The organism is Paraburkholderia sp. BL6669N2 (assembly GCF_003387275.1).
GTDB lineage: Bacteria > Pseudomonadota > Gammaproteobacteria > Burkholderiales > Burkholderiaceae > Paraburkholderia.
Map to the genome: position 1 here is coordinate 3897858 of NZ_QUNA01000002.1, position 21835 is coordinate 3919692.

24 protein-coding genes and 1 pseudogene are annotated in these 21835 nt (G+C 60.5%); 11 read left to right on the forward strand and 14 right to left on the reverse strand.

The features are described from left to right. Positions 1–183 precede the first annotated feature (183 nt). Complete coding sequence (locus B0G80_RS40050) at positions 184–471, forward strand: DUF1330 domain-containing protein (protein ID WP_116123093.1); 288 nt, start codon at positions 184–186, stop codon at positions 469–471. Between the two features lie 35 nt (positions 472–506). Here the strand turns inward: B0G80_RS40050 and B0G80_RS40055 are convergent, their stop codons facing one another. From B0G80_RS40055 to B0G80_RS40075, 5 genes are all read right to left on the reverse strand, one after another. Beyond that, entirely contained in the window at positions 507–941 is a 435-nt protein-coding gene (locus B0G80_RS40055; protein WP_116123094.1) for a YciI family protein, read from the reverse strand. 142 nt (positions 942–1083) lie between these two features. Further along, positions 1084–2328: a citrate synthase gene (locus B0G80_RS40060; protein WP_116123095.1), complete on the reverse strand. Its 1245-nt coding sequence runs from the start codon at positions 2326–2328 to the stop codon at positions 1084–1086. A 107-nt stretch (positions 2329–2435) separates the two neighbouring features. Continuing rightward, positions 2436–2825, reverse strand: coding sequence for a VOC family protein (locus tag B0G80_RS40065; protein ID WP_116123096.1), 390 nt, complete (start codon positions 2823–2825; stop codon positions 2436–2438). A gap of 25 nt (positions 2826–2850) precedes the next feature. After that, positions 2851–4167 (reverse strand): MFS transporter, encoded by a 1317-nt coding sequence (locus B0G80_RS40070; protein ID WP_116123097.1) that lies wholly within the window; start codon positions 4165–4167, stop codon positions 2851–2853. A 54-nt stretch (positions 4168–4221) separates the two neighbouring features. Continuing rightward, positions 4222–4980 carry an SDR family oxidoreductase gene (locus tag B0G80_RS40075; RefSeq protein WP_116123098.1) on the reverse strand — a complete coding sequence of 253 codons (759 nt, stop codon included), beginning with the start codon at positions 4978–4980 and terminating at the stop codon, positions 4222–4224. A 313-nt stretch (positions 4981–5293) separates the two neighbouring features. Between B0G80_RS40075 and B0G80_RS40080 the strand changes: the two genes are divergently transcribed. Next, positions 5294–6256, forward strand: a complete 963-nt coding sequence (locus B0G80_RS40080) for a D-glycerate dehydrogenase (RefSeq protein WP_116123099.1) — start codon at positions 5294–5296, stop codon at positions 6254–6256. A gap of 157 nt (positions 6257–6413) precedes the next feature. On the opposite strand, the gene B0G80_RS40085 is transcribed toward B0G80_RS40080, so the two are convergent. The 3 genes and pseudogenes from B0G80_RS40085 to B0G80_RS47565 form a co-directional block, all read right to left on the reverse strand. Next, positions 6414–6887, reverse strand: a complete 474-nt coding sequence (locus B0G80_RS40085; protein WP_106278459.1) for a PRC-barrel domain-containing protein — start codon at positions 6885–6887, stop codon at positions 6414–6416. A gap of 70 nt (positions 6888–6957) precedes the next feature. Further along, the gene (locus B0G80_RS47560) at positions 6958–7356 is read right to left on the reverse strand and encodes a hypothetical protein (RefSeq protein ID WP_258879177.1); all 399 of its coding nucleotides are present in this window, start codon (positions 7354–7356) and stop codon (positions 6958–6960) included. Continuing rightward, positions 7329–7475, reverse strand: a pseudogene (locus tag B0G80_RS47565) (haloacid dehalogenase type II); the annotation flags it as partial. The pseudogene B0G80_RS47565 and the gene B0G80_RS47560, both read right to left, overlap by 28 nt. Before the next feature lie 50 nt (positions 7476–7525). Between B0G80_RS47565 and B0G80_RS40100 the strand changes: the two are divergent. Continuing rightward, positions 7526–8035 (forward strand): hypothetical protein, encoded by a 510-nt coding sequence (locus tag B0G80_RS40100; RefSeq protein ID WP_116123101.1) that lies wholly within the window; start codon positions 7526–7528, stop codon positions 8033–8035. A 27-nt stretch (positions 8036–8062) separates the two neighbouring features. Here B0G80_RS40100 and B0G80_RS40105 read toward each other — a convergent pair whose 3' ends face one another. From B0G80_RS40105 to phaP, 3 genes are all read right to left on the reverse strand, one after another. Further along, complete coding sequence (locus tag B0G80_RS40105) at positions 8063–8389, reverse strand: H-NS family nucleoid-associated regulatory protein (protein ID WP_116123102.1); 327 nt, start codon at positions 8387–8389, stop codon at positions 8063–8065. A 1047-nt stretch (positions 8390–9436) separates the two neighbouring features. Continuing rightward, the gene (locus B0G80_RS40120) at positions 9437–9958 is read right to left on the reverse strand and encodes a hypothetical protein (RefSeq protein ID WP_116123104.1); all 522 of its coding nucleotides are present in this window, start codon (positions 9956–9958) and stop codon (positions 9437–9439) included. A 171-nt stretch (positions 9959–10129) separates the two neighbouring features. Then, positions 10130–10624 carry a TIGR01841 family phasin gene (phaP, locus tag B0G80_RS40125; protein ID WP_106278449.1) on the reverse strand — a complete coding sequence of 165 codons (495 nt, stop codon included), beginning with the start codon at positions 10622–10624 and terminating at the stop codon, positions 10130–10132. 415 nt (positions 10625–11039) lie between these two features. Here phaP and B0G80_RS40130 point away from each other — a divergent pair, with 415 nt between their 5' ends. Then, entirely contained in the window at positions 11040–11528 is a 489-nt protein-coding gene (locus tag B0G80_RS40130; RefSeq protein ID WP_116123105.1) for an NUDIX domain-containing protein, read from the forward strand. A gap of 135 nt (positions 11529–11663) precedes the next feature. Here B0G80_RS40130 and B0G80_RS40135 read toward each other — a convergent pair whose 3' ends face one another. Beyond that, positions 11664–12956 carry an NRAMP family divalent metal transporter gene (locus B0G80_RS40135; protein WP_116123106.1) on the reverse strand — a complete coding sequence of 431 codons (1293 nt, stop codon included), beginning with the start codon at positions 12954–12956 and terminating at the stop codon, positions 11664–11666. Between the two features lie 403 nt (positions 12957–13359). Between B0G80_RS40135 and B0G80_RS40140 the strand changes: the two genes are divergently transcribed. Together B0G80_RS40140 and B0G80_RS40145 are read left to right on the forward strand one after the other, a co-directional pair. Continuing rightward, entirely contained in the window at positions 13360–14166 is an 807-nt protein-coding gene (locus tag B0G80_RS40140; protein ID WP_116123107.1) for a transglutaminase family protein, read from the forward strand. A 426-nt stretch (positions 14167–14592) separates the two neighbouring features. Next, a complete protein-coding gene (locus tag B0G80_RS40145; RefSeq protein WP_116123108.1) occupies positions 14593–15129 on the forward strand; it encodes a hemerythrin domain-containing protein in 537 nt (178 codons plus the stop codon). A gap of 177 nt (positions 15130–15306) precedes the next feature. Here the strand turns inward: B0G80_RS40145 and B0G80_RS40150 are convergent, their stop codons facing one another. Together B0G80_RS40150 and B0G80_RS40155 are read right to left on the reverse strand one after the other, a co-directional pair. Continuing rightward, positions 15307–15699: a phasin family protein gene (locus B0G80_RS40150; protein WP_116123109.1), complete on the reverse strand. Its 393-nt coding sequence runs from the start codon at positions 15697–15699 to the stop codon at positions 15307–15309. A gap of 210 nt (positions 15700–15909) precedes the next feature. Next, positions 15910–16185 carry a hypothetical protein gene (locus B0G80_RS40155; protein ID WP_116123921.1) on the reverse strand — a complete coding sequence of 92 codons (276 nt, stop codon included), beginning with the start codon at positions 16183–16185 and terminating at the stop codon, positions 15910–15912. Between the two features lie 306 nt (positions 16186–16491). Between B0G80_RS40155 and B0G80_RS40160 the strand changes: the two genes are divergently transcribed. The 5 genes from B0G80_RS40160 (at position 16492) to B0G80_RS40180 (ending at position 21834) form a co-directional block, all read left to right on the forward strand. Beyond that, positions 16492–17358, forward strand: a complete 867-nt coding sequence (locus B0G80_RS40160) for an SDR family oxidoreductase (RefSeq protein ID WP_116123110.1) — start codon at positions 16492–16494, stop codon at positions 17356–17358. 300 nt (positions 17359–17658) lie between these two features. Further along, the gene (gene coxB / locus B0G80_RS40165; RefSeq protein ID WP_116123922.1) at positions 17659–18699 is read left to right on the forward strand and encodes a cytochrome c oxidase subunit II; all 1041 of its coding nucleotides are present in this window, start codon (positions 17659–17661) and stop codon (positions 18697–18699) included. Between the two features lie 33 nt (positions 18700–18732). After that, on the forward strand, positions 18733–20760 hold the full coding sequence (gene ctaD / locus B0G80_RS40170; RefSeq protein WP_181920166.1) for a cytochrome c oxidase subunit I: 2028 nt from the start codon (positions 18733–18735) through the stop codon (positions 20758–20760). 1 nt (position 20761) lies between these two features. Then, on the forward strand, positions 20762–21406 hold the full coding sequence (locus tag B0G80_RS40175) for a cytochrome c oxidase subunit 3 (RefSeq protein WP_116123111.1): 645 nt from the start codon (positions 20762–20764) through the stop codon (positions 21404–21406). After that, complete coding sequence (locus tag B0G80_RS40180) at positions 21403–21834, forward strand: hypothetical protein (protein ID WP_258879178.1); 432 nt, start codon at positions 21403–21405, stop codon at positions 21832–21834. The genes B0G80_RS40175 and B0G80_RS40180 overlap by 4 nt, the downstream gene beginning before the upstream one ends. Position 21835: the final 1 nt, after the last annotated feature.

The window sequence follows — 21835 nt, forward strand, 5'->3', positions numbered from 1 at the left end:
CGACACACGGTCTACCGACGCGCTCGTCGAAGCGATTCATGCCACGACAACTCGATAGCTATCGCGACGCCAGAATGGAGGATGCAATAAGATTCGACTATGCGCCGACGCTGCGTATCGCGATCCAATACGCTCGCAGGGGAACGTCGTGCGCATCTTCACCACACTTCAGGAGCGTACGTTATGGCGACATTTATCGTCTTCACGAAGGAAAGCACGCGGGATCAGGCTGAACTCGACATCTATCAAAGCAAGGTGGGCGAGACTTTCAAGGGTCATCCCGTCACGATTCTCGCTGCCTATGGACCCCAGCAGGTTCTTGAGGGCGACGCGCCTGAGGGTGTGGTGATCGTGCAGTTTCCGTCAACAGAAGCCGCGCGTGCGTGGTACGACAGCCCGGCGTATCAGGAAGTCGCTCAGCACCGGTTCAAGGGCGCGCGTTACCGCGCGGTTCTCGTCGAAGGCGAGTGACGAGAGGCGGCAACGATCGCGCGTGCGGAGGTCTCTTACTCTTTACTTTGCTTCGATTCGATCTGCTGCCGAAGCCGCTCTTCGTTTTCCTGAAGCTCGGGCGTGAACGCCTCGCCAAAATCCGCAGCTTCGAAGAACGGACGAATTTCGATTTCCGAGTCGCTTGCCATCGGGTTCGGGCAGCGGCGCACCCATTCAATCGCTTCGTCCATTGATTGCACTTGCCAGATCCAATAGCCCGCGATCAATTCTTTCGTTTCAGCAAACGGACCGTCGACGACGGTTCGGTCCTGGCCGGAAAATCTGACGCGCGCGCCCTTCGAGCTCGGCTTCAGTCCGTCGCCGCCGAGCATGATGCCGGCCTTGACCAGTTCCTCGTTATATCGGCCCATCGCCTCGATCAGTTCCGTGCTGGGCATTTGACCGGCTTCGGATTCGGCGGTCGCCTTGACCATGACCATGACGCGCATTGGGATTCTCCTGTCTAAAGTTGGGCCCCGGATTATGTGGAAGATGTTCGGTGCCTTCAATCCCACGACGAACGAACGCGCGTGAAATCGACAGTCGCATCGAAAGTTTTGTGTTTTAGCTGAGATCGGGCAAACGCGCTTCTCAGCGCTCGACCACCTTGAATACCCGATTTTTGTCGAGCGTAGCTGGGTCGAGCGCCTTCTCGCCGCCGTCAGCGGGCAGCGTGGGGCTAACGTCTTCCAACGCGCGGCCGGTGTAGCGGCCCCGTGGCCGAATGACCTTGCCGACCCGGAGTTGCTCGATGCAATGCGCCAGCAAACCCACGCTTCGCGCCGTTGCGAACAGCGCGAACGACGCGTCGCGCGGCAACGCCAACTGCGCCGCCAATGCGGCAAGCGCAATGTCGATATTCGGCCTGAGGCCGGTCAGTTCAACCACCTTGTTGATGAACGACGTGAGTTCTCGAGGCGGATCGAGCACTTCGAGCAATGCGGCCGCGCGCGCATCGCCGTCCGGGTAGAGGTGATGCCCGAATCCTGGAATGGGCGTAGCCGACTGCAAATGATGCACGACGACATGCTCCGCGCCGAGTCTCCCGACGTCGTCGAACACGGCTCTCACGCGGCCTGACGCATCGCCATGCAGCGGGCCTGAGAGCGTCGCGAGCCCCGTGAGCAGGCATCCCGGCAAGGATGCGCCGGTGGAGGCGGTAATTCTGGCGGCGAACGCCGAACTCGTCGTCTCGTGGTCGGCGACGAGGACCATGGCGCGGCGGATGAGTTCGGCGCCTGCACGGTCCTGGCCCCAACCCAGCGCGAGCCGTTCATGCGTGGGTTGTGCATTCGTATTGCGGCGCGCGCCAAATGCCTGCGCGATCAGCGCCACGAGCCGGCCTGCCTCGACATGCAGTGCGCTGTCGGTGCGTCCGAGGGTGGAATGACCGCAGGCCGCGAGCGCCGCCAGCGACGTGAACGCGCATTGCCGGCCTCGCTCGCCGCCCTGTAGCGGCAGGTCGCCGGGTTCGAAGGAGATGGGCCCGCGCGCGTTCCAGAGTATGGCCGCCACGTCTTCGAGCGTCGCCGTGTCGGAAAGCCGGATGCTATCCCGTCCGCGGTAGTACGCCCGCCCTTTCGAGAAGGTGGTGATGCCGCTGTAAATGCACGGCTCGGTGCCGAATATGGTCCCGGCGGCGAGCGCCTCGCGCTTGCGTCCAACCTGTTTTTTGCGGCACAGACCGGCCACGTCTTCCGCACGATAAAGGCTCTTGCGCGGGTCATTCGGATCCGGCATGACCGCGATGTTGCCTCGACTGACGTACGCATAGATAGTCTGCGCCTGCACGCCGAGTTGTCGAGCCGCTTCAGTCAGCGTGATCCAGTTTCGCATGGGATGGCAGGCAAGGTGATGTAGCGGAACGGGTAGCAGAGCCGTAGCCAGGCGGATTGTGCCGTACGTTCGAGCGGAACCGGTCGAGCGTCAATATTGACGGCTTTTCAGGTAAAAGTCATCTCGGCGGGTCGCCGCTCAAGGATCTCGACCAGAATGTCCCCTGGCGATCGCACGAAGCAGGCTCTCACGCCGGGGCGAACCTGCTTGATCGGCTCGACGATTTCCGCGTCGCAGCGCGACAGATGCTCGAACGCGGCGTCGAGATCATCCACGACCACACCGAAATGATCGATGCCCTGTTTCCGCTCGCCATCGGCGCGGCCGGCTTGCGCGCTCGCCAACGCCGTGATGAAAAGGTTGATGCTGCCGATGCGCAAATCCACTCGCCCCGGACGACGCACGATCTCGGCGTTCAGACAGCGCGCAAACCATGCGGCGGTGGCTTCGGCGTCGGCCGAACACAGTTGCAGATGATCCCACTTGAATTCAATCATACGATTTCACCGATGGTCGGAGGCGTCATAGTTCGATGCGGGAGAGTTTCCCCAGCAGCACGGAGTAAGAGAACGCGCCGAGCAGGCATATCGCGCCCATCAGGTTGAGAGCCCAATAGAAGTGGCCGGTGTGGTGAGTGATATAGCCGATCATGAGCGGTGTCGTCACGCCCGCAATATTGGCCGCGAGGCTGGTGATGCTGCTGGTGAGTCCCACGTATTGGCGCGGCGCGATTTCGGAAACGGCGGCCCACGACATCGACCCGACACCCTGCGCGAAGAACGCGATAGTCAGGATGGCGATCACCGCCTCGTTCGACTCGACAAAATTGACGAGCATGATCGATGCTCCCAGCAGCGTGCCGATAATGAGCGGCGTCTTGCGTGCCGTGGAGATCGATACTCCGCGTCGAATGAAAAAGTCCGAGAGGGAGCCCGCGAGGAGAATGCCGGCCGTCGCGCCGATAAAGGGCAGTGCCTGGAAAATGCCGACCTTGATCATCGACATGTGCCGCGCTTCGATCAGATAGGTCATGAACCACGTGGTGAAGAAGACAAGCAACGTGTTGTTGCAGAACTTGCCTATGCAGATGGCGAGAATCTGCCGGTAACCGAGCAGCTTGAGCGCCATACGCCAATCGAACTTCTCGCGCGGCTTGCGCGCAGCCGTGGAGCCGTCGTTGATGTATTGAAGTTCGGCGGCATTCACACTCGCGTGCTGATGCGGGTCGCGATAGACCCGGTACCAGACAAGACTGAACAGAATGCCGACGCCGCCCGTGACGTAGAAGACCATGCGCCACCCATACGCGGCGGAAATCCACAGCAACAAACCGGTGAACAACGGCGTGCCGATGTATTGCCCCATGACATAGACGCTGGTCGCGAAGCCGCGCTCGCGGGCGGGAAACCACAACGTCACGGCGCGCGCGTTCGAAGGGAAAGCCGGCGCTTCCAGCGCGCCGATGGCGAGCCGCGAGCCGAGCAGCATGTGATAGCCGCTCGCGAGACCCTGCGTCAGCGTGGCGAACGACCAGCCGACGAGGGACAGCGCATAAGCGACACGCGAGCCGAGAATGTCGGTCAGTATGCCGCCGGGCACCAGCCCGATGGAGTAGGCGAGACCGAATGCAGCAAACAGCTCGCCCATCTGCATCTTGTCCAGCGCCAGGCCTTTCGAGAGGCCCGGCGCGACGATGCCGAGCGCCGACCTGTCCACGTAGTTGAGGATGGTTGCCGCGAGCAGCATCGAGAGCACGACGTATCGCACTCTGGAGCGCTTCGTGGTATCCGCGTAAGCCGGGTTTCGCGCCGACAATGTTTGTTCGTCTACGACTTTCATCGCTGTCTCCAGTGCATTGGCCGGTTGTTCTTTTTATAGTGGCGTGAGGGCGGTTTATCCGCGGCCGACGAACGGCATCGCGCTCGCCATGATCGTCATGTTGAGAACATTGGCTTCGAGCGGAAGGCTGGCCATATGCACGACGGCGTTCGCGACGTGCGTCACATCCATTCTTGCTTCAGGCGCCATGCGTCCGTCCGCTTGCAGTACGCCACGGTTCATGCGTTCCGTGAGCGATGTGGCCGCATTACCAATATCGATCTGGCCGCAGGCGATGTTGAACGCACGTCCGTCCAGCGCGATCGAGCGGGTGATTCCGGTGACGGCATGTTTTGTCGCCGTATAGGCGATGGTATGCGGTCTCGGCGAATGAGCGGAGATCGATCCGTTGTTGATGATTCGTCCGCCTTGAGGAGACTGCGCTTTCATCAAGCGATAAGCGGCCCGAGCGCACAGAAAGACGCCGGTCAGATTGGTGGCCACGACATCGTTCCAGAAATCGGCGTCGTAGTCTTCGAGCGGCACGGCTCCCGCGTTGCGGCCTGCGTTGTTGAAGAGCACGTCGAGCCGTCCGAATGCCTCGGCTATGCGAGCAAACGCCTGCTCGACCGATGCCGCGTCGGCAACGTCGGCCTGGAATACCTGCGCTTCTCCACCGCCCATGCCGATGGTTTCCTTCGTTTCCAGCAGCGGCTCGGCTCTGCGCCCGATCAGCGCAACGGCGAATCCCGCATTGGCGAGCGCCACGGCGGCGGCGCGGCCGATGCCGGAGCCGGCGCCGGTCACAGCAGCAAATTTCTTCGATGCAGGCATTTCACTTCCTCTCGACAGTTCGGTTGAACACGGGAAGCAGAGTTGCATTCGCGCTATCTGTCGAGCAATCTTGATTCATTGAATCAACATCTGGGCGCCTTGCCGATGGGGCGCGCACCAGGGTTTTCCTGATGCGCGTGTTGCCGGCAACGCACGGGTTCGGGCAGGGAAGAAAACGAATCGCAACGCGCAGGGTGCGCTGCGAACGAATAAACGGGTGAATCGTTTTCGATAGTTGATTCATCGAATCAACATTGACGGTCCCGTCCGCGGTTTCGTAGTCTCTCGACGTCTGCCTACCCAAGGAAACATCATGTCGGAAAATAACCGCACCAGGCTGTTGATTGCGCGAAAGGTGCCCACAGCCGTGGCGAATCGCGCGAAGACCGAATTCCATGCTTTCGTGACCGAGTCCGATATGGACGCGTGGTCTGTCGTCGACTTTTGCAAAAAGCACGAAATGCCGGCCGTATTGATCGGGAAGAAGTCCGGTTTGCAGGCAGCGCACATTGCCGCGCTGCCTTCGACCGTGAAGATCATTGCGAACGCCAGCGCCGGTTTCGATCACATGGACGTGGCGGCCGCCCGCGAGAAGGGAATCGTCGTCACGAACGCACCCGATGCGTTGACCGAATGCACGGCCGATTTTTCCCTGCTGCTCGTGTTGGCGGCCTGCCGACGCGCGTCGGAATACGAACGGATCATGCGCAACGGCTGGGGCAAATCATTCGGGATGACCGAGATGCTGGGTATGCGCGTAAATGGCAAGACGCTCGGCATTGTCGGATTCGGGCGTATCGGACGCGCGGTCGCGAAGCGTGCGCAGGGGTTCGGCATGCGCGTGATCTATACGGACATCGCACGTGCGGCTGCGTCGCTGGAAAATGGCGCGACCTTCTACGGCAGTCTCGACGACATGCTGCCGCACTGCAACGTGCTGACGCTGCATGTGCCGGGCGGGGGCGCCCCGTTGATGACGAAAAAGGAATTTGGGCTCCTGCCGACCGGCGCGGTTTTTGTCAACGCGGCGCGTGGTGCGCTGGTGGACGAAGACGCGCTCTACGAAGCGCTGACTTCGGGGCATCTATTCGCCGCAGGGCTGGACGTGTACCGGAATGAGCCCACGGTCGATAAGCGCTTTGCCGGACTCGACAATGTGTTCATGACGCCTCACATGGCGAGCGCCACGATCGAGACTCGAGATCAGATGGGTTTCACGGCGCTGGACAATATTGCCGCCGTGCTGGATGAGCGGCCTGCCTTGAATCCGGTCTGACGTTTGCTTCCTCCAATACCTGTCAGGTCTGCTCCATTCGAATACGGCATATGCATTGTTCGATGCGCTTGCGCCCACCGCAATGAGGCGCGGTGGGCGCAAGCACTGAAGCGACAGACTAGCCGTCCGCCTGGTACGGCTTACCTGTTGGCGTTATTTAGTGTTCGCTCGGTCTGATGGCGGGGTCGCCTTCCACCACGTCATGGGTCGCTGCCCAGTACGGCTGGCGGTTGTAGTAGCTGTAAGTCGACTCTCCCCACTTCGCGTCTGCCATCGTCGGCCAGTGGTCTTTGTCGAAACCCGGGTCGTCTTTCAGACGCTGTGCGGTAATGTCGACGAAGAAGCACTTCTGGTCCGTATCGAGCGTCAACGCACTCCATGGGATGGCGTGCAGGGTGGAACCCATTCCGAGAAAGCCGCCCTCGGAAAGTACCGCGTAGGCGATACGTCCGTTCCTGACGTCCAGCATGATGTCCGAAATTTTCCCGACGTGTTCGCCGTCAGAGGACATGACCTTGTTTCCGTCGAGCGTTGCCGCAGCCATGATGTCCGGCCCCGGTCCTTCGCCGATACCACCACCGACTATTTCCGCTCCGCGGCCGGTGTCACCTTGCGGATTGATTGAGCCCATGATTTACCTCCTTCGAAAAAAGGTAATCCAGTGGCGCGCAAGCGGCGTTCCTGAGTGGAGCAGGTTGGTGTCAGGTCTTTGAGTCGACCCAAATACGGCCCCAGACAGTGGCGTAATGGATTGCCTGTTCGTGGTCGTAGAACAGGTCCAACGAGGCGAAAGCTTGCGGTGGGCGTCCTGGCTGCTCGATAACGAGGTCGGCGGAATGCAGACCATCGCCGGTCGGCGTCGTACTTGCGCGGAGACCATACCCGCGATGAAAGCTGATTCCGGTGGCCGGTGTGTTCGGCAGAATTTGCATTTGATTTTTTTGGGGTAGCGACACCCCGCTTTCTCTCAGTGGCGCGATTGTCCCGTCAATATGTGAAGGCTCGATGACGAGAATTCGATTGCCGCTGGAAGCAATTTGTACGACAAAATGCCGGTGCGCGTAAGTCGAGCCTATCTCGGGCAGCCGAGGAAATCCCATCTCTGTTCAGCATGCAGGCCCCTCTGTTGGCTTGGGCCGTGTTCGACCCGGCGCACGATGAACGCCGTTTTCAAGCCACATCGACGTGCCGCTGCGAGGTCGCCGTTGGAGTAAGCTAACTGTATTAGAGGCGCGCCATGCCGCGCCGTATCAGACTGTGGAGCACGCCATGAAAACGCTGGCCGCAACGTCGCGCACGGGCCGCGTCGTTGCGTTGGTGGTCTCGTCCGCCGCTTTGTCCGGTTGCTACTATTACGTGCCGTACGGCTACGTTCCCTACGGCGATGTGCCGACGGTCGCTGGGCAGCAATATCCTTTCTCGACGGCCGGCACGGCGGCAGATGGTTCGGTTGTGTCAGATGCGACTGGGGCCACGAACAGCTATATCGCACCGGCCGTGCCCGTCTACGTTGCGCCTGCGTATTACCCGGTTGCGTATCCCTATTACGGCTCGCCCGCGTGGTGGGGCCCCTCGGTGTCACTGAGTTTCGGCTATTGGGGCGGCTGCTGTTATGGAGGCGGCCGATACGGCTACTGGGGTCACCACGGCTACTGGGGGCACGGACATCCGGGTGGTTGGGGCGGTCACGGCGGCTGGGGTGGCAACGGATATCCGGGCCACGGTATGGGTGGAGGCCACTACTATGGCGGTGGCGGAGGCCACGGTCGTTCGCATTGAACGCCCGGAGCGACGCACCCTGTCAGATCAAGACGCCCGAACTGTCGCGAGGCCTGTGCCCGCGAACGGGTCACGACTCCAGTCGATGACAGGCCGTTGACGGCTAGCCGATGTCGACGGTTTGTCGATCGCAAAGTGCGCCAGTGATTGCCCAGCGCTCGTGGCTTGCTTAAGCCACTGCGGCATGTCGCCCTTGCCGTCCCAGGTGTCGCCGAAAGCACTGCGATATCGCGCCGACTTTTGACGCGCCCTGTCTTCGGCGATTGCCGCCTTGAGGTCGCCCACCTTGATGCCCACGGTGGTCATCTTGCGGCGCAGATAAGCGATCATGCTGAGGCGTTTTTGCTCGTCCATGTCGGTTTCCCCTTCGAAGTTCCAGCCTCGTAGCGGGCTCGTGTCGTCTTGCCTTGCCGACACGTCCCGTCACCACACAATTCGGATGTGGGAAGTATCGTGTCGACGAAAGTCAGTGTCGATGTGCGATTTCTGAAAACACTGTTGCAGGCAGAGTGCAAAAACTTTTATGACTCTTGATGACAGATCCGGTCTCGACGCGTCACGAAAAATCGCTGCCGTGTTGTGTGGAGGTATCGGGTCAAAAAACATTCGCTTTCGTTTCGACTTTCCGCGCCCTATAACGTATTTGCAGGGGCGACTATTGCGTGTCGATGGGTCCATGAAATCGATCGGCATTGCCTGTTCGCACGCCATCTCGCGTCCACAGACCTTCGCTTGGCGCACTGCGCTTCGCTTCTTCCCAATTGCCTGAAACTTTGGCCTCGGGCGATTGGCCCACGGATTCGAAGACGGCTTCGCATCCGTACATCCGTATAGATTTGAACCGCGCGACACGCGAATAACCAATCACATGGATGGAACTCAATCTAGCTTAAGGAGCCGACATGAAATTACGATCGATGGGTGCTTCTGCTTTCGGATTGTTTATTGTGGCGGGGTTGGCGTATGCGCAAAGCATGCCCGATGCTGCACAACCCGCCCCCAGCAAAGCGCCGCAACTCAGGCTGATTCTTCGCCCAGTAGGGGGATGGAGGCCTACGGCGGCACGCCGGATACCCGTATGCAAAGCGGCGCGAGACATGCCAGGTCGTGCAGGGTGGACCCGCAGTGCAACGTTTTTTTCGGGGGCAGCTAAAACCAGCCGGCGGCGCGCGAGTCGGCAGCAGACGGTCCTGTTTGCTCGCGTCGGAAATGGGACCGGCACCCTTGGGCGGGCTGGCCGGTTCCCCTTTCATCCGTTGAGGTCCGCGCGCGTCCTGGTATGAAAGGTATTTGGATAGGCGAAGCGTCCGCCGGCCTCAGGAGCTGGCGGAAAACGCTTTGCGCTCGAGTTTGAGCGCTCGGGAATCTTGATCTCGAGGTAGGGGCCAACAGCGGCGCGCGTCAGGACGTTGACCGTGGTTCTGGCCAAGGCCAGCCTTTCTTCTCATCGCGCGCATTGACCTGCGCGGCCGGCACGACCTTAGCCGGTGCGTCGATCGCACCCACCTCATTGGAGACCTCGCGCGATGGTTCAGCCGGAGCGACTTTTCTATGATTCGAAAGTCCGGTGCCGAACCACTTCACTTTCTTCCGGAGGTAGCCGACATACGCATTCCAGCCGTCGGGATTTCCGTCAAACAGATTCCGCTGAACGGCCGACGCAAGAGCGCCCCGGTCGAGTTCCGCTTCAAGCAACTCACTCGGCCACAAGAAAAATGAGCGGCCGGCGCGTGTGCTGAATTCGACCACCGTCATTGTCGGCGCCAAGGCTTTGAGGAACGCGAAGTCCTGCAATGAAGCATGTTTCTGCACAAGATGCGCCACCGCGGCGCCCGGTTCGTTCGCGTCGTTTAAACAGTTCAACGCGGCGAGAATGTCGCCCAGGTGAAGCAGCAGTTCTCGTCGATCAAATCGATCGTCCATTGCAGAGTGTCCGGTCATTTCGTCCTTGGCTGAAGTGCGCTGCCTCGTGGTGCTGTTCTGAAGCAACCCTACGCAGCGTTAGTCGCTTCTCGATACATCCGGTTCAGAAAAAAGAAATGCGAACCGAAGTTCGCATTGGTAGACGCAAAAAGTCTGGAAAGACGCAGGTTCTTAGTGAACGGCGGACACGCTCGACACGAACTGCTTGGCGGCCTTGTTAGCCGATTCATACGTTGCATTCGCTGCCGACAGAACCGAGTTCCACGCGGCAACAGCGGATTCGCTTCCTGCCGGCGTGTTCTTCTGAAGGCTTTCCACGAAACCTTGCGCGTCCCGTTGGAACTGCTGGCCCTGCGCGGTCGCTGCGGCGGAGATTTCGCTCTGAACGCCGGACACGATTTCATGAACCTGGCGGCCGTATGCCACCACCTTTTCCGCCACAGGCTGGGAGAGGCTTGCTTGCAGCGCGAACAGCGCGCCCGGGTTGCCCGCGGAGAGTGCCTTGGTGACGATTTCCTGATTTTCGGCGAGGACCGCTTTGCCAACTTGCAAATTCAACGCGACCAGCTGCTCGAAACCTGCAAATGCTTTGTTCGTCAGGCCGAAAAGCGCCTCAAGGCTGGACTGTTGGGCGGCAACCAATTGTTGGGGAATAAGCGTGCTCATCACTGCTCCGTAAAGGTAAGGCGGCAAGAGTGCGAGGGGCTCTGAATGAAAACAAAACCGCGCGCCAAGAGGGGAAACGTAAATTGCTGCGCTGCAACAAAACCCATTGTACGGGGGAATATTGGGATGTCAATCGGTTTCGTCGTGCGGTCGAAGAATTTCTTTGCGGCTGCCAGTGCACCTCTCGCAAGACGACGCCAGCCGGGCCTGATGACGCAGGCTCCGTTGAATCAATTCGCCGCTACGCTGTCTGCACAGAGGTCACGGTCCAAGCTCGACGGACTGCGACGATGAGTGCTCGGGTGGCTAAACTACGGTTTCCCGGCGGTGCTGTGACGGACGCCGAATGATTGAGGCCGCACTCGCGCATCGCCCCGGGACACCCTCTTGATATGAAAAACAAAGGAGAGAATGCATGCCGAGCGTTGAACGAGCACGATCAGCTACGCTTATCGACTCTATCTGGCGCATGGTGCTTCGCCTCGGATTCCAGCTCGCTCGCGTCTGGTGGCACGTTCGGCGGCCTCGTCACGAAGGCGCGCTAGTAGCAATCTACGTCGGGCGCTCGCTGTTGCTCGTGAAATCGTCGTACCGGGCCGAGTGGAATTTTCCCGGCGGAAGCGTGCGGCCCGGTGAGGCTCCTGATGCGGCAGCGCGGCGCGAAATGGAAGAGGAGATTGGCCTGTCCTCTGGCACATTAGTCGCCGCGGGCAGTGTTTGCGGCGTTTGGGATGGGCGAAAAGACCAGGTGCATTTCTTTGAACTGCACCTCGATTGCATGCCGGAGCTGCGGCTTGATAATCGTGAAATTGTCGGCGCGCATCTGGCATCGCCAGAAGAATTGCACGGTATCGCGCTGACGAAGGCGGTCACTGCGTATCTCGGCAAGAATGTCCGCCGTTAGTCGGTCCTTTTCCTTTCGGGTCATCTCGACGGTTCCACGTGACGGGCGATAGCCGGCTGGTCACGCCTGATCTTGTCCTTGGCGGCATGCGATCAAACGACACCTACCTCGCTCGGCTGAAGTCGATTGGCGGGCTTAGCCTAGCCACTTGCACGCGAATTCAGCGACCAGCGCCGCCCCTGCAAATACCGTGGCAAGCCAGCACAACGCGCGCAAGGTCCAATGCGCGCTGAGATCGCCCACTGCCGAGCGTTTCATGCTCAGCAGCACAAGCATCACCATGACGGGCGTAGCTGTAGAGCCGTTGAGCACGGCGCTCCAGTAAAGCACCCGCACAGGCTCGATCGGCACGAGCGTCAGTGCCACGCCAATCAGGACGCCGAGCGCCATCACGACAAGCAGCGCCCGCGCAACCGGTCGGTTGCGTTGCCTGCCGGCGCGCCGGTCCCGCGCACTCACCGCGGCGTTGGCTGCGGACCCGGCGAGGGGTGGCAGCGCGAGCAGCCCGGTACCGATGAACGCCAGCCCGAGCACGTGCGTCGCATATCCACCGGCTAGTGGCCGCAGTACGCTCGCGGCATCCTGGACGTCGACAAGACCATGGCCGCTCACGTGGAGTGTCAACGCGGCCGCTGCCATGATAAATAAGCCAATGGCGTTCGAGAGGATCGTTCTGATGAGCGTGTCGCCGCGCAATTTCTTCAACTGACGGTCGCTCCCTGCGCGGTCCGCGATGCCCGCTTGAGGCGAGTGTTCTTCGATCTGCTGTTCGGCTTGGGCGAACAGCAGATACGGGCTGATTGTCGTACCTAGCACCGCCAAGAGCATGGTGAAGTAGTCGGCGCTCCATGTGATTCGCGGCACGACCGCGTGTAGAGCGAGTGTCGGCCATGACGGATGGCTTGTCAGCGTAACGCCGACGTATGCAAACAGGCACGCTGCAAGCCACTTGAGAATCCGCGCATAGCGCGCGTAGGGCACGAACCACTGGAGCGCAATCGACAGCATGCCGAAGACCGCGGCGAATAGCGGTACTGAACCGTGCCACAGGAATTGCGCGCCGACCCCCATCGCGACGACGTCAGCAGCGATATTGAGAATGTTGGCAACGAGAAAGCGCGTCACGGCGAGATAGAACAGGAGCCGCGAATAATGCTCGCGCATGTTCAGCGTCAGCCCTTTACCCGTTTGCGCGGCGATTCGTGCCGCGACAAGCTGGAACGCCACCATCGATGGATACGACAGAGCACACATCCACAGCATGTCGTAACCGAATTGCGCCCCGGCTAGCGAATACGTCACCACGCCGCTCGGGTCGTTGTCTGTGGCGGTTGAAACCAGTCCCGGGCCGACATGGGTGGCCCACGAATGCGCAGGCAACTCGTCGCGCGCATTCACACCTCGTTCATGTTCGCCGACTGCAGACATGGTTCTCCTTGCGCCGCCGCCGGCAAAACCCGGCCGTCTCGCGCGACCGGCTCACCTTCGCTGACGCTTATCTTCGATTGTTGCCGGGATGCCATTCAGGCGGCCGCGTTCGTGCTGTACGTTAAGTCAGGTGATTGCCGCCAGTCGCGCCATACGCCTCGCCTGGTATCGAACCTCGACTCTGCGGCGCGAGCAGCATTTTGCTTCGACGCACTTTTTGTGCCGGACTTGTGGTCGTGCCGTACCGGCATTTCTCCGAAGAGCGAACGCCAATTGATCGTGTCCGAGCGGTTTTCCCCGAGCATAAGGACAGGCTCCCGCAGGATCGCCCCTGCGCTGGGAACGAGCGTTGCTCTTTTCTAGTCACCACCTTATTCACAGTGCCGCCGCCAAAGGTAATCGAATGAAACTTCGCGTGGGTTACGAGTTGGTGTACGAGTGCGGGCAATCGACGCCGATGCTTCTGATGCTGAATACGCACAGCTCCCGCGCTCCAGACATGGTCGTTCCCGATCACGTCATTACGCATCCCTGGGTTTCGCTTCGGCAGTATCACGACTCGTTCGGCAACCTTTGCACGCGTCTCACCGCGCCGCCCGGCGTGCTCACGCTGTCGGCGCGCGGCATATTCGAGGTGCCGCCGCATCACGAGCTAATCGGGTCCAACAACTACCAGAACGCGGTTGAAGAGTTACCCGACGAATGCTTGATGTTTCTGCTCGGCAGCCGCTACTGTGAGACTGATTTACTTTCGGAGGTTGCGTGGCAAATGTTCGGCCACACGCCGCTCGGCGGAGCTCGCGTCCAGGCCATTTGCGACTTCGTGCACAGTCATATCCGCTTCGACTACAACTGCGCGCGGCCCACCAAAACAGCATGGCAAACGTGGCAGGACGGTGTCGGTGTCTGCCGCGACTACGCGCATCTCGCGGTCGCGCTGTGCCGTGCGATGAACATTCCTGCGCGCTATTGCACCGGCTACATTAGCGATGTGGGTCTGCCGCCTCCCTATCCACCGATGGACTTCTGTGCCTGGTTTGAGGCGTATCTGGGAAACAGCTGGGAAACCTTCGATCCGCGGAACAATGCGCCGCGCACGGGGCGCATCCTGATGGCACGCGGCAGGGATGCCGCCGATGTCGCGATCAGCAATACGTTCGGACCGACGGCGCTTACCCGATTTAAGGTCGTTTGCGAGCCAGATGGCTGAGCGTTGAGCGGTCGTTGCCGGTATCGTGCCGACGGTTTATATCCCGGCCGATGATCAAAAGATGAACGCGCGTCGTCGTCGATCTCTGGTGGGTTTAACAGAGCAGGGAGCGGGAATGGTCGTTGCGGGCGCATTCCTTCAAGTCTTCAGGAAATGACGGAAGTCGGATTCGAGGCAGTCTGTGAGAAGCCCGCGGAATTAGGTCGGCTCGAAAACCTCCTCTGACGATTGATCGGGCGAGAGCCGGCCGAAGCCTTTCCGGTCGCCACACCTCCGTCGCATGGCGCCTGACCGAATCTTGACCATCGTGTCGCCTCCCACGTCGCTTTAAGTCCCACGCTGTGTAGGCACGCGGGTTGCGATAGATCGTGCTCAACCGCTGCAACCACCCGCGTTGCAGTCAACCCTATGGCAGAGGAGATCGACATGGAAACCACGAAACAGGACAAAACAGAAACGGGCTCGGGCGCGCTCGACGCACTGGCTTTCCTCGAGGCCGAACATCGCGCTGTGGAAAAACTCTTCAAGGCATTCGAGAAAGCGGCCGACGACGATCTTGAAGCAAAGTCGGCGCTCGCGCAGCGTGCCTGCGAAGAGCTTTCCGTTCACACGATGCTCGAAGAGGAACTGCTTTATCCGGCCGCACAGGAAGCGTTACCTGACAGCGACGCGATAGACGTCGAGGAAGCGTATGTCGAACATTTCCTCGTCAAGAGCTTGATCGCCAAATTTGAAACCATGAAGGCTGGCGACAACGGCTTCAATGCGACCTTCAAAGTGATGAGCGAGATGGTGGGCCACCACGTCGAGGAAGAAGAGGAGGAACTCTTTCCGGAACTGCGCAAAACTAGCTGCAATCTTCGCGCACTGGGTGAAAAAATGGCCAAGCGTAAGGCGGAATTGCAGAGCAAGCTGGATGCGGCAGGTAGCAGGCTGGTCGGCGACAGGTCACTTACTGCCTAAATCCGGATGCGCGATAGCCGGCGCATGCGCGCCACGCTTCGGGACGATGCCCATGGCGCGACGGGCGCTGCGCTATCAATTGCCGATACTTCAATAGAGCGAGAGTTAGAGCGGCTGCGGACGCATTGATGCGACGCGCCGCAGCTTTATCTTCCCCGCTCTGCATCTATTCCGCTTCTACAACGCTCGCACACCGGGCGAAGCATTCTTCGCGATGTTCTCGGCGAATTCCTGTGCGTCACGCTGATATCGCTGGTACTGGGACGGCGCGGTTGCGGACAACGCAGTCTGAACGCCTGACATGATTTCGTAGACGTGACGGTTATATGCCGCGATTTTCTCCGCAGTGGGCTTCGCGAGGCTTGCCGATAACGCAAACAGTTCTTCAGGCCTCGAAGACAACGCCTTTGACATCAACGCCTGGTTTTCAGCGAGCGTCGCTTTGACCACCTGCAGATTCAACGCGGTCAGCTTTTCGATGCCATCGAACGCGTTGCTCGAGAACGCGAATAGCTGCGTGATAGCGGCGGTTTGTGTGTCGGCCAAACGTGGGGGGGTCAGTGTATTCATGGATGCTCCAGATAGGAAAACGACGAGTGCTTGAAATTGGATGAATTCGCGGGTGCGTACTGCGGGCAAAACAATTCCCGCGGTACAAGCAGAGGTAAATTCTGGCAAATAGGGCTCCTCCACGGAGCCCCTCTTACGTCCAATCGCGGCGGCATCAAGCTAGCGCGAATCAAATGAGCCGACCACGGGCGATGTCAATCGGTTCGTCAATCAGTTTCCGCCGGAACCAGGGTTTGTAGCCGATGCCGGCGTGGCGGCGCTGGGCTTCTTATGCATCATTTTCTTGTTCGAGGTGGTTCCGGAAGTTGCCATGCTGTTTGTCCCGGAGGCGCCCGAAACCGTGTCTGTCGAACCGTTTGCATTGGGCTTACTCATGCCAGTTCCGCCTTGGCCCGCGGCTGCCCCTCCGCCCGCGCCTTGTGCATAGGCGCTTCCTGAGATGGCTACAAACAGTGCCGAAATGAAAATACCTGTTGTGACTTTCATAAGAGTCTCCTCAAACATTTAGCAGTTGCCGGGATCGGCACAACGTCCGCGTCTCCATCCGCGCAATTCCTGTGCCGTGAGCGGGGGGCGCCGCGGCGCCGCGAAATGAAAATGTCGATTTCTCCTTGCGCTAGGCGGTGGGCCTCTGCATTCACATCCGGCGTATCGCGTCCGGAGTCCGTGTAGCCGCGTGTCTGACGGTGGTTCGGTTCGGCGCCCCGCGCGGGCCCGAACGTTGCTGTGAGCAAGCTAGCTGCGGCTTGCCACGGCACACCGCGTATGTCATTACTGCTTCTGGAGATTGTCATGACCGACACGCATCGTCCTACGCCACCTTTTCCGGATCAGCAGCAGGATCAGACACCCGGACAAACCGCGCCGATGAAGCCGCAACCCGATCACGGTGAACAGTCGTACAAGGGTTCGGGCCGCCTTGCCGGCAAGGCCGCCATCATTACCGGTGGCGACAGCGGCATTGGCCGCGCCGTCGCCATCGCGTTCGCGCGCGAGGGTGCGGACGTGTTGATCAGCTACCTCAATGAAGACGACGATGCGCGTGAAACCGTGCGCTGGGTGGAGGAGGCGGGCCGCAAGGCGTTGCTGCTGCGCGGTGACATCACCAACCCGGCGCATTGCAACGAGATCGTCGAGCGGGCGTTTGAGGCATTCGGGCGGCTCGACGTGCTGGTCAACAATGCGGCCTATCAGATGAGCTATCCATCGCTCGAAGACATTAGCGACGAAGAATGGGACAAGACCTTCGATACCAACATCGGCGCGATGTTCAGAATTACGCGGGCGGCGTTGAAGTATATGAAGCCTGGCGCCTCGATCGTGAATACGTCGTCGATTAACGCGGATCATCCGAATCCGGGGTTGATCGCCTACGCGACTACCAAGGGCGCGATTCAGAATTTCACTGGCGGCCTGGCTCAATTGCTGGCGGAGCGGGGCATACGGGCGAACTGTGTCGCGCCGGGTCCGATCTGGACGCCTTTGATTCCGTCGACCATGCCGGCCGAGAAAGTGCAGAAGTTCGGCGAACAGGTGCCGATGAAACGCCCGGGTCAGCCGGCCGAACTGGCCGCAGCCTATGTGATGCTGGCCTCCGATGAAGCCAGCTATATCTCGGGCGCAACGATTGCGGTGACGGGCGGGGCGCCGATTATCTGAGCCGGTGAAGCCGTCTTCGGGATTACTCCGGGCAGGCGTTGCTTCGATCGGCTGCTTTGCACGAGCGAGCAAGCAAGCAGGGGAGCTTTCGTGCGCGTTAACCGGACTGCAGCGCATGTTCCTTGCAAATGGCAGGCGGCGCGTTCAAACCGGCTTGGAGACAGTTCGCATCGCCAATTGAAGGCGACCGCGTCGCGGCGCGCGGCCCGATATTTGCTGGTGCGTCCTTACTCCAGCGCGGCGTTTTACGCGTGGCGGTTCGACTTCGGATCCGTCGGCGGAGGCCACGAGGAGACATGCATGCGATTGACGACGGCTGTTGCCCAACGCGCTTTTGTCGGCATTCGTTTCGTTGCCTTGACTCTGTCGACGACGAGGGCTCAAGCCAGTCCGATCGCGCCGCTCAACTATTTCCTCCACGCCGCCGGACCCGCCGCCGCGCCGACCATGCGTTTAGGCTGGGTCATGGCGGGTGTTTCGGTCACGGTGACAGTGGTCATTGCAGGCTTGCTGATCGCCGCGATCGCTCGCAAACGTCCCGCCGCCGCCAGCGATTCGCTTAACGCCGAATCCGGCGGCGAGCGCTGGATTTATATCGGCACGGGCGTTTCGTCGGTGGCCTTGCTGGCGATGCTGGTCTATATCCTCATCACACTCGAGGCGGTCGCAACGCCTGCCACGCATCCTCACTTGACCATCAGCGTGACTGCCTACGACTGGTGGTGGAAAGTCGACTACGCCGACGATCCCGATTCGGCGCGCAACTTCAGCACGGCCAACGAGATCCACATTCCCGTCGGCGAGCCTGTAAAGATAGCGTTGAAAAGCGCGGACGTCGTGCACGCTTTCTGGGTGCCGCAACTTGCGGGCAAAACGCAAACGATCCCCGGTCAAACCAACGAGCAATGGATCCAGGCCGATCGAGTGGGCATCTATCGCGGGCAATGCTCGCAGTTCTGCGGCGCACAGCATGCGCACATGGCGTTTGAAGTGGTCGCGCAGAGTCCGGCGGATTTCATCGCATGGCGTGACGCGCAGGGAAAAACGGCGGTATCCGCGACTGACAGCAGCGTCGCCGCGGGCCGTCATCTATTCGCCGAGCGCTGCGCCGGTTGCCACACGATTCGCGGCACGGACGCGGACGGTCGGCAAGCGCCCGATCTCACGCATCTGAACTCGCGTCGTCTGATCGCGGCGGGTGTGCTGACTAACACGCCGGATCATCTGCTCGACTGGATTCAACACGCGCAGTCGATCAAACCCGAGTCGTTGATGCCGAGCATCGCGCTCAACGCCGGCGAAGCCGCGGCGCTGTCGGCCTATCTGGCCACACTGCATTGAACCCTTGGCCCGCAATCAAAGGAGCGTCCTTTAATGTCCGATAACGCGAGGCCCGCTCTAACGCCACCTACACGGCAGGCCGCGTGCGAAGCGCTGCTGCTCGAACGCACGCCGCAATACGGCTGCGTCATGCCCGGCAGTGCCGAAGAAAAACGTCTTCACGAGATATGGGAAGCGCCGCCGGGATGGCGCGGCTGGCTCTCCACGGTCGATCACAAAACCATCGGTCTGCGCTATCTGGTCACCGCTTTCATTTTCCTGCTGATGGGCGGCATCGAAGCGCTCATCATGCGCATTCAACTGGCGCGGCCCAACGCGACGGTTCTCACGCCCGAGCAATACAACCAGCTGTTTACGATGCACGGCGTGACGATGATCTTTCTGTACGCGTTGCCGGTGCTGTCCGGTTTCTCGAACTATTTGTGGCCGCTGGTGCTCGGTTCCCGCGACATGGCGTTTCCGCGCCTGAATGCGCTTTCGTACTGGGTGTTTCTGTTTGCCGGCATTTTTTTGTATGCGAGCTTTCCGACCGGACAGGCGCCGGATGCCGGCTGGTTCAACTACGCGCCGCTCTCCGGTCTCGAGTACAGCACCGGACCGAACATCGACGTCTACGCGCTCGGCATGGTGCTGCTCGGCATCTCGACAACGGTCGGCTCGATGAACTTCGTGGTCACGCTGCTACGGATGCGCGCGCCGGGCATGTCGCTAGATCGCATGCCGGTACTGGTGTGGGGCACGCTCACGGCGTCCGGCGGGAATCTGTTGGCGGTGCCGTCGGTGAGCCTGGCGTTCTTTCTGTTGTGGCTCGACCGGCGCATCGGCACGCACTTCTTCGACGTGCTGAACGGCGGACGTCCGCTGCTATGGCAACACCTGTTCTGGATCTTCGCGCATCCCTGGGTCTATGCGGTCGTGCTGCCGGCCATGGGTATCGTCTCCGATGCATTGCCGGTGTTTTGCCGACGTCCTTTGGTCGGCTATGGGCCCGTCGCGCTATCGACCGTCGCGACGATGGTGATCGGTTTCGTCGTGTGGATTCACCATATGTTCGCAACCGGAATTCCGGCGCTCGCGCTATCGTTTTTCGGCGCCGCCAGTATGGTGATTGCGATTCCAAGCGCGGTCGCTACCTTTGCGTGGATCGCGACGATCTGGACGGGGCGGCCGGTGTTTCGCGTACCGTTTCTGTTTTTCGCGGGCTTTGTGTTTCTGTTCGTGGTGGGCGGCGTGTCCGGCGTGATGACCGCCGCCGTGCCGTTCGACTGGCAGCTCACCGACACGTACTTCGTGGTCGCGCATCTGCATTACGTGCTGCTCGGCATCAACGTGTTTCCCGTGATCGGCGGCATCTATTTCTGGTTTCCGAAATTCACCGGCCGGATGATGAGCGAACGGCTCGGCAAGTTCGGCTTCTGGGTGCTGTTCGCCGGCTTCAATATCGCTTTCTTCCCGATGCATATCGCGGGTCTGCTCGGTATGCCCAGACGCATCTATACATATCCCGCCGATATGGGCTGGAACACAGTGAATCTCGTTACGTCGCTGGGGTCGTTTCTGTTCGCTATGGGCGTGCTGATTTTCATGATCGATCTGCTCGTCAGCCTGAAGCGCGGCAAGCCGACCGGCGACAACCCGTGGGACGCGCCGACGCTCGAATGGTCGGTGAGTTCGCCGCCACCGCCTTACAACTTCGCCGTGGTGCCGACGCTGGCGAGCCGTCATCCGTTATGGGAAGGTCGGATCGAAGAGCCGGGTGTCACGCTTCACACGCGCTCGCGACTGCATGAAGGCTATCTGCTTGCGCAAGGCCGCGAGGCGCTCGGCACGACCGCGCTCGAAGCGAATCCCGACGTGATCCTGAAGATGCCGGGCGATTCATACGCGCCGTTCTGGCTTGCGGTGTTCGCGACGCTGGTATTCGCGGGACTCGCGATGAGCGCATGGACCTTTGCCGGCGCGATGCTGCTGGGGTGCGCGGTGTCGATTGTCGTGTGGCTGTGGCCGGAACGTGCGTTGATCCAGCGCGAACCGGCCAGCGTTCAAGACGCGGGAGGCTGACGTGAGCGATGCCGTGGACTTGAGTCAGACCGCCGCCCAGCCGGCTGAGCCGTTGCCGATCGGCAGTGCGGGCGAGCGCTCGGGCGGCTGGTGGGGCTGCCTCACGTTGATTGCGACTGAAGGCGCGTTGTTCGGCTATCTGATCTTTTCGTATCTCTATCTGGCCTCGCAGAGTACGCAGCGATGGCCGCCAGAAGGCTTGCCGAAGCTCGGGCTCGGCATTGCAAACACGATCATTCTGCTGTCGAGCAGCGTGTTCGTCTGGTTGTGCGAGCGCTGCGTGAGGCGCAAGCGCTTGAGATGGGCCGTGGCCTCGATGACGGTGGGCGTCCTGCTCGGAATCGTATTCGTGGGCATTCAACTGCTCGAATGGCACGATCATCCATACGGGCCGACGACGCATCTGTATGGCTCGCTGTATTTCACGATCACGGGGTTCCATATGGCACACGTCGTGGTCGGCATCATCGTGTTGCTGTTCTTGCTGCTGTGGACCGCGCTGGGCTATTTCGACGAAAAACGCTGCGCGGCGCTGACCATCGGCGGCCTGTACTGGCATTTCGTGGATGTCGTGTGGTTGTTCATCTTCAGCACGCTTTATCTGACGCCGTATCTGTTTCGGAATCTGTCATGGCCGGGAACATGAAACCGACGTTGAGCGCGGAACCATCTACCGTGCCGACCCCGCCCATGCGGCGCGTGCTGGTCGGCCTGCTGGTCGCGCCGTGCGCATGGCTCGCGCAGACGGTGATCGCCGAGACGCTGGCCGCGCAAAGCTGCTATCCGCTCGATCAGCCGCTGTCGTCGCCGGCATTGCCGTGGATGCGATCAGCGCTCGTTGTCATTAGCGTGTTATGTCTCGCGGCCGGCGCGTTCGGTGCGCTGACGGCATGGCGAAACGTTCGTCGTCTTGGAGCGGCGAAAGAGGGCGCGCCGGGCGGCATAGGCCAAAGGCGAAGCGGACTCGACGCTTTTCTGACACGTATCGCGGTGATGTGCAGTGCGCTGTTTCTGTTCGCGTTGATTGCAACTGATATCGCATTGGCGCTCGTGTCGCCGTGCAAGTGGTGGTGAC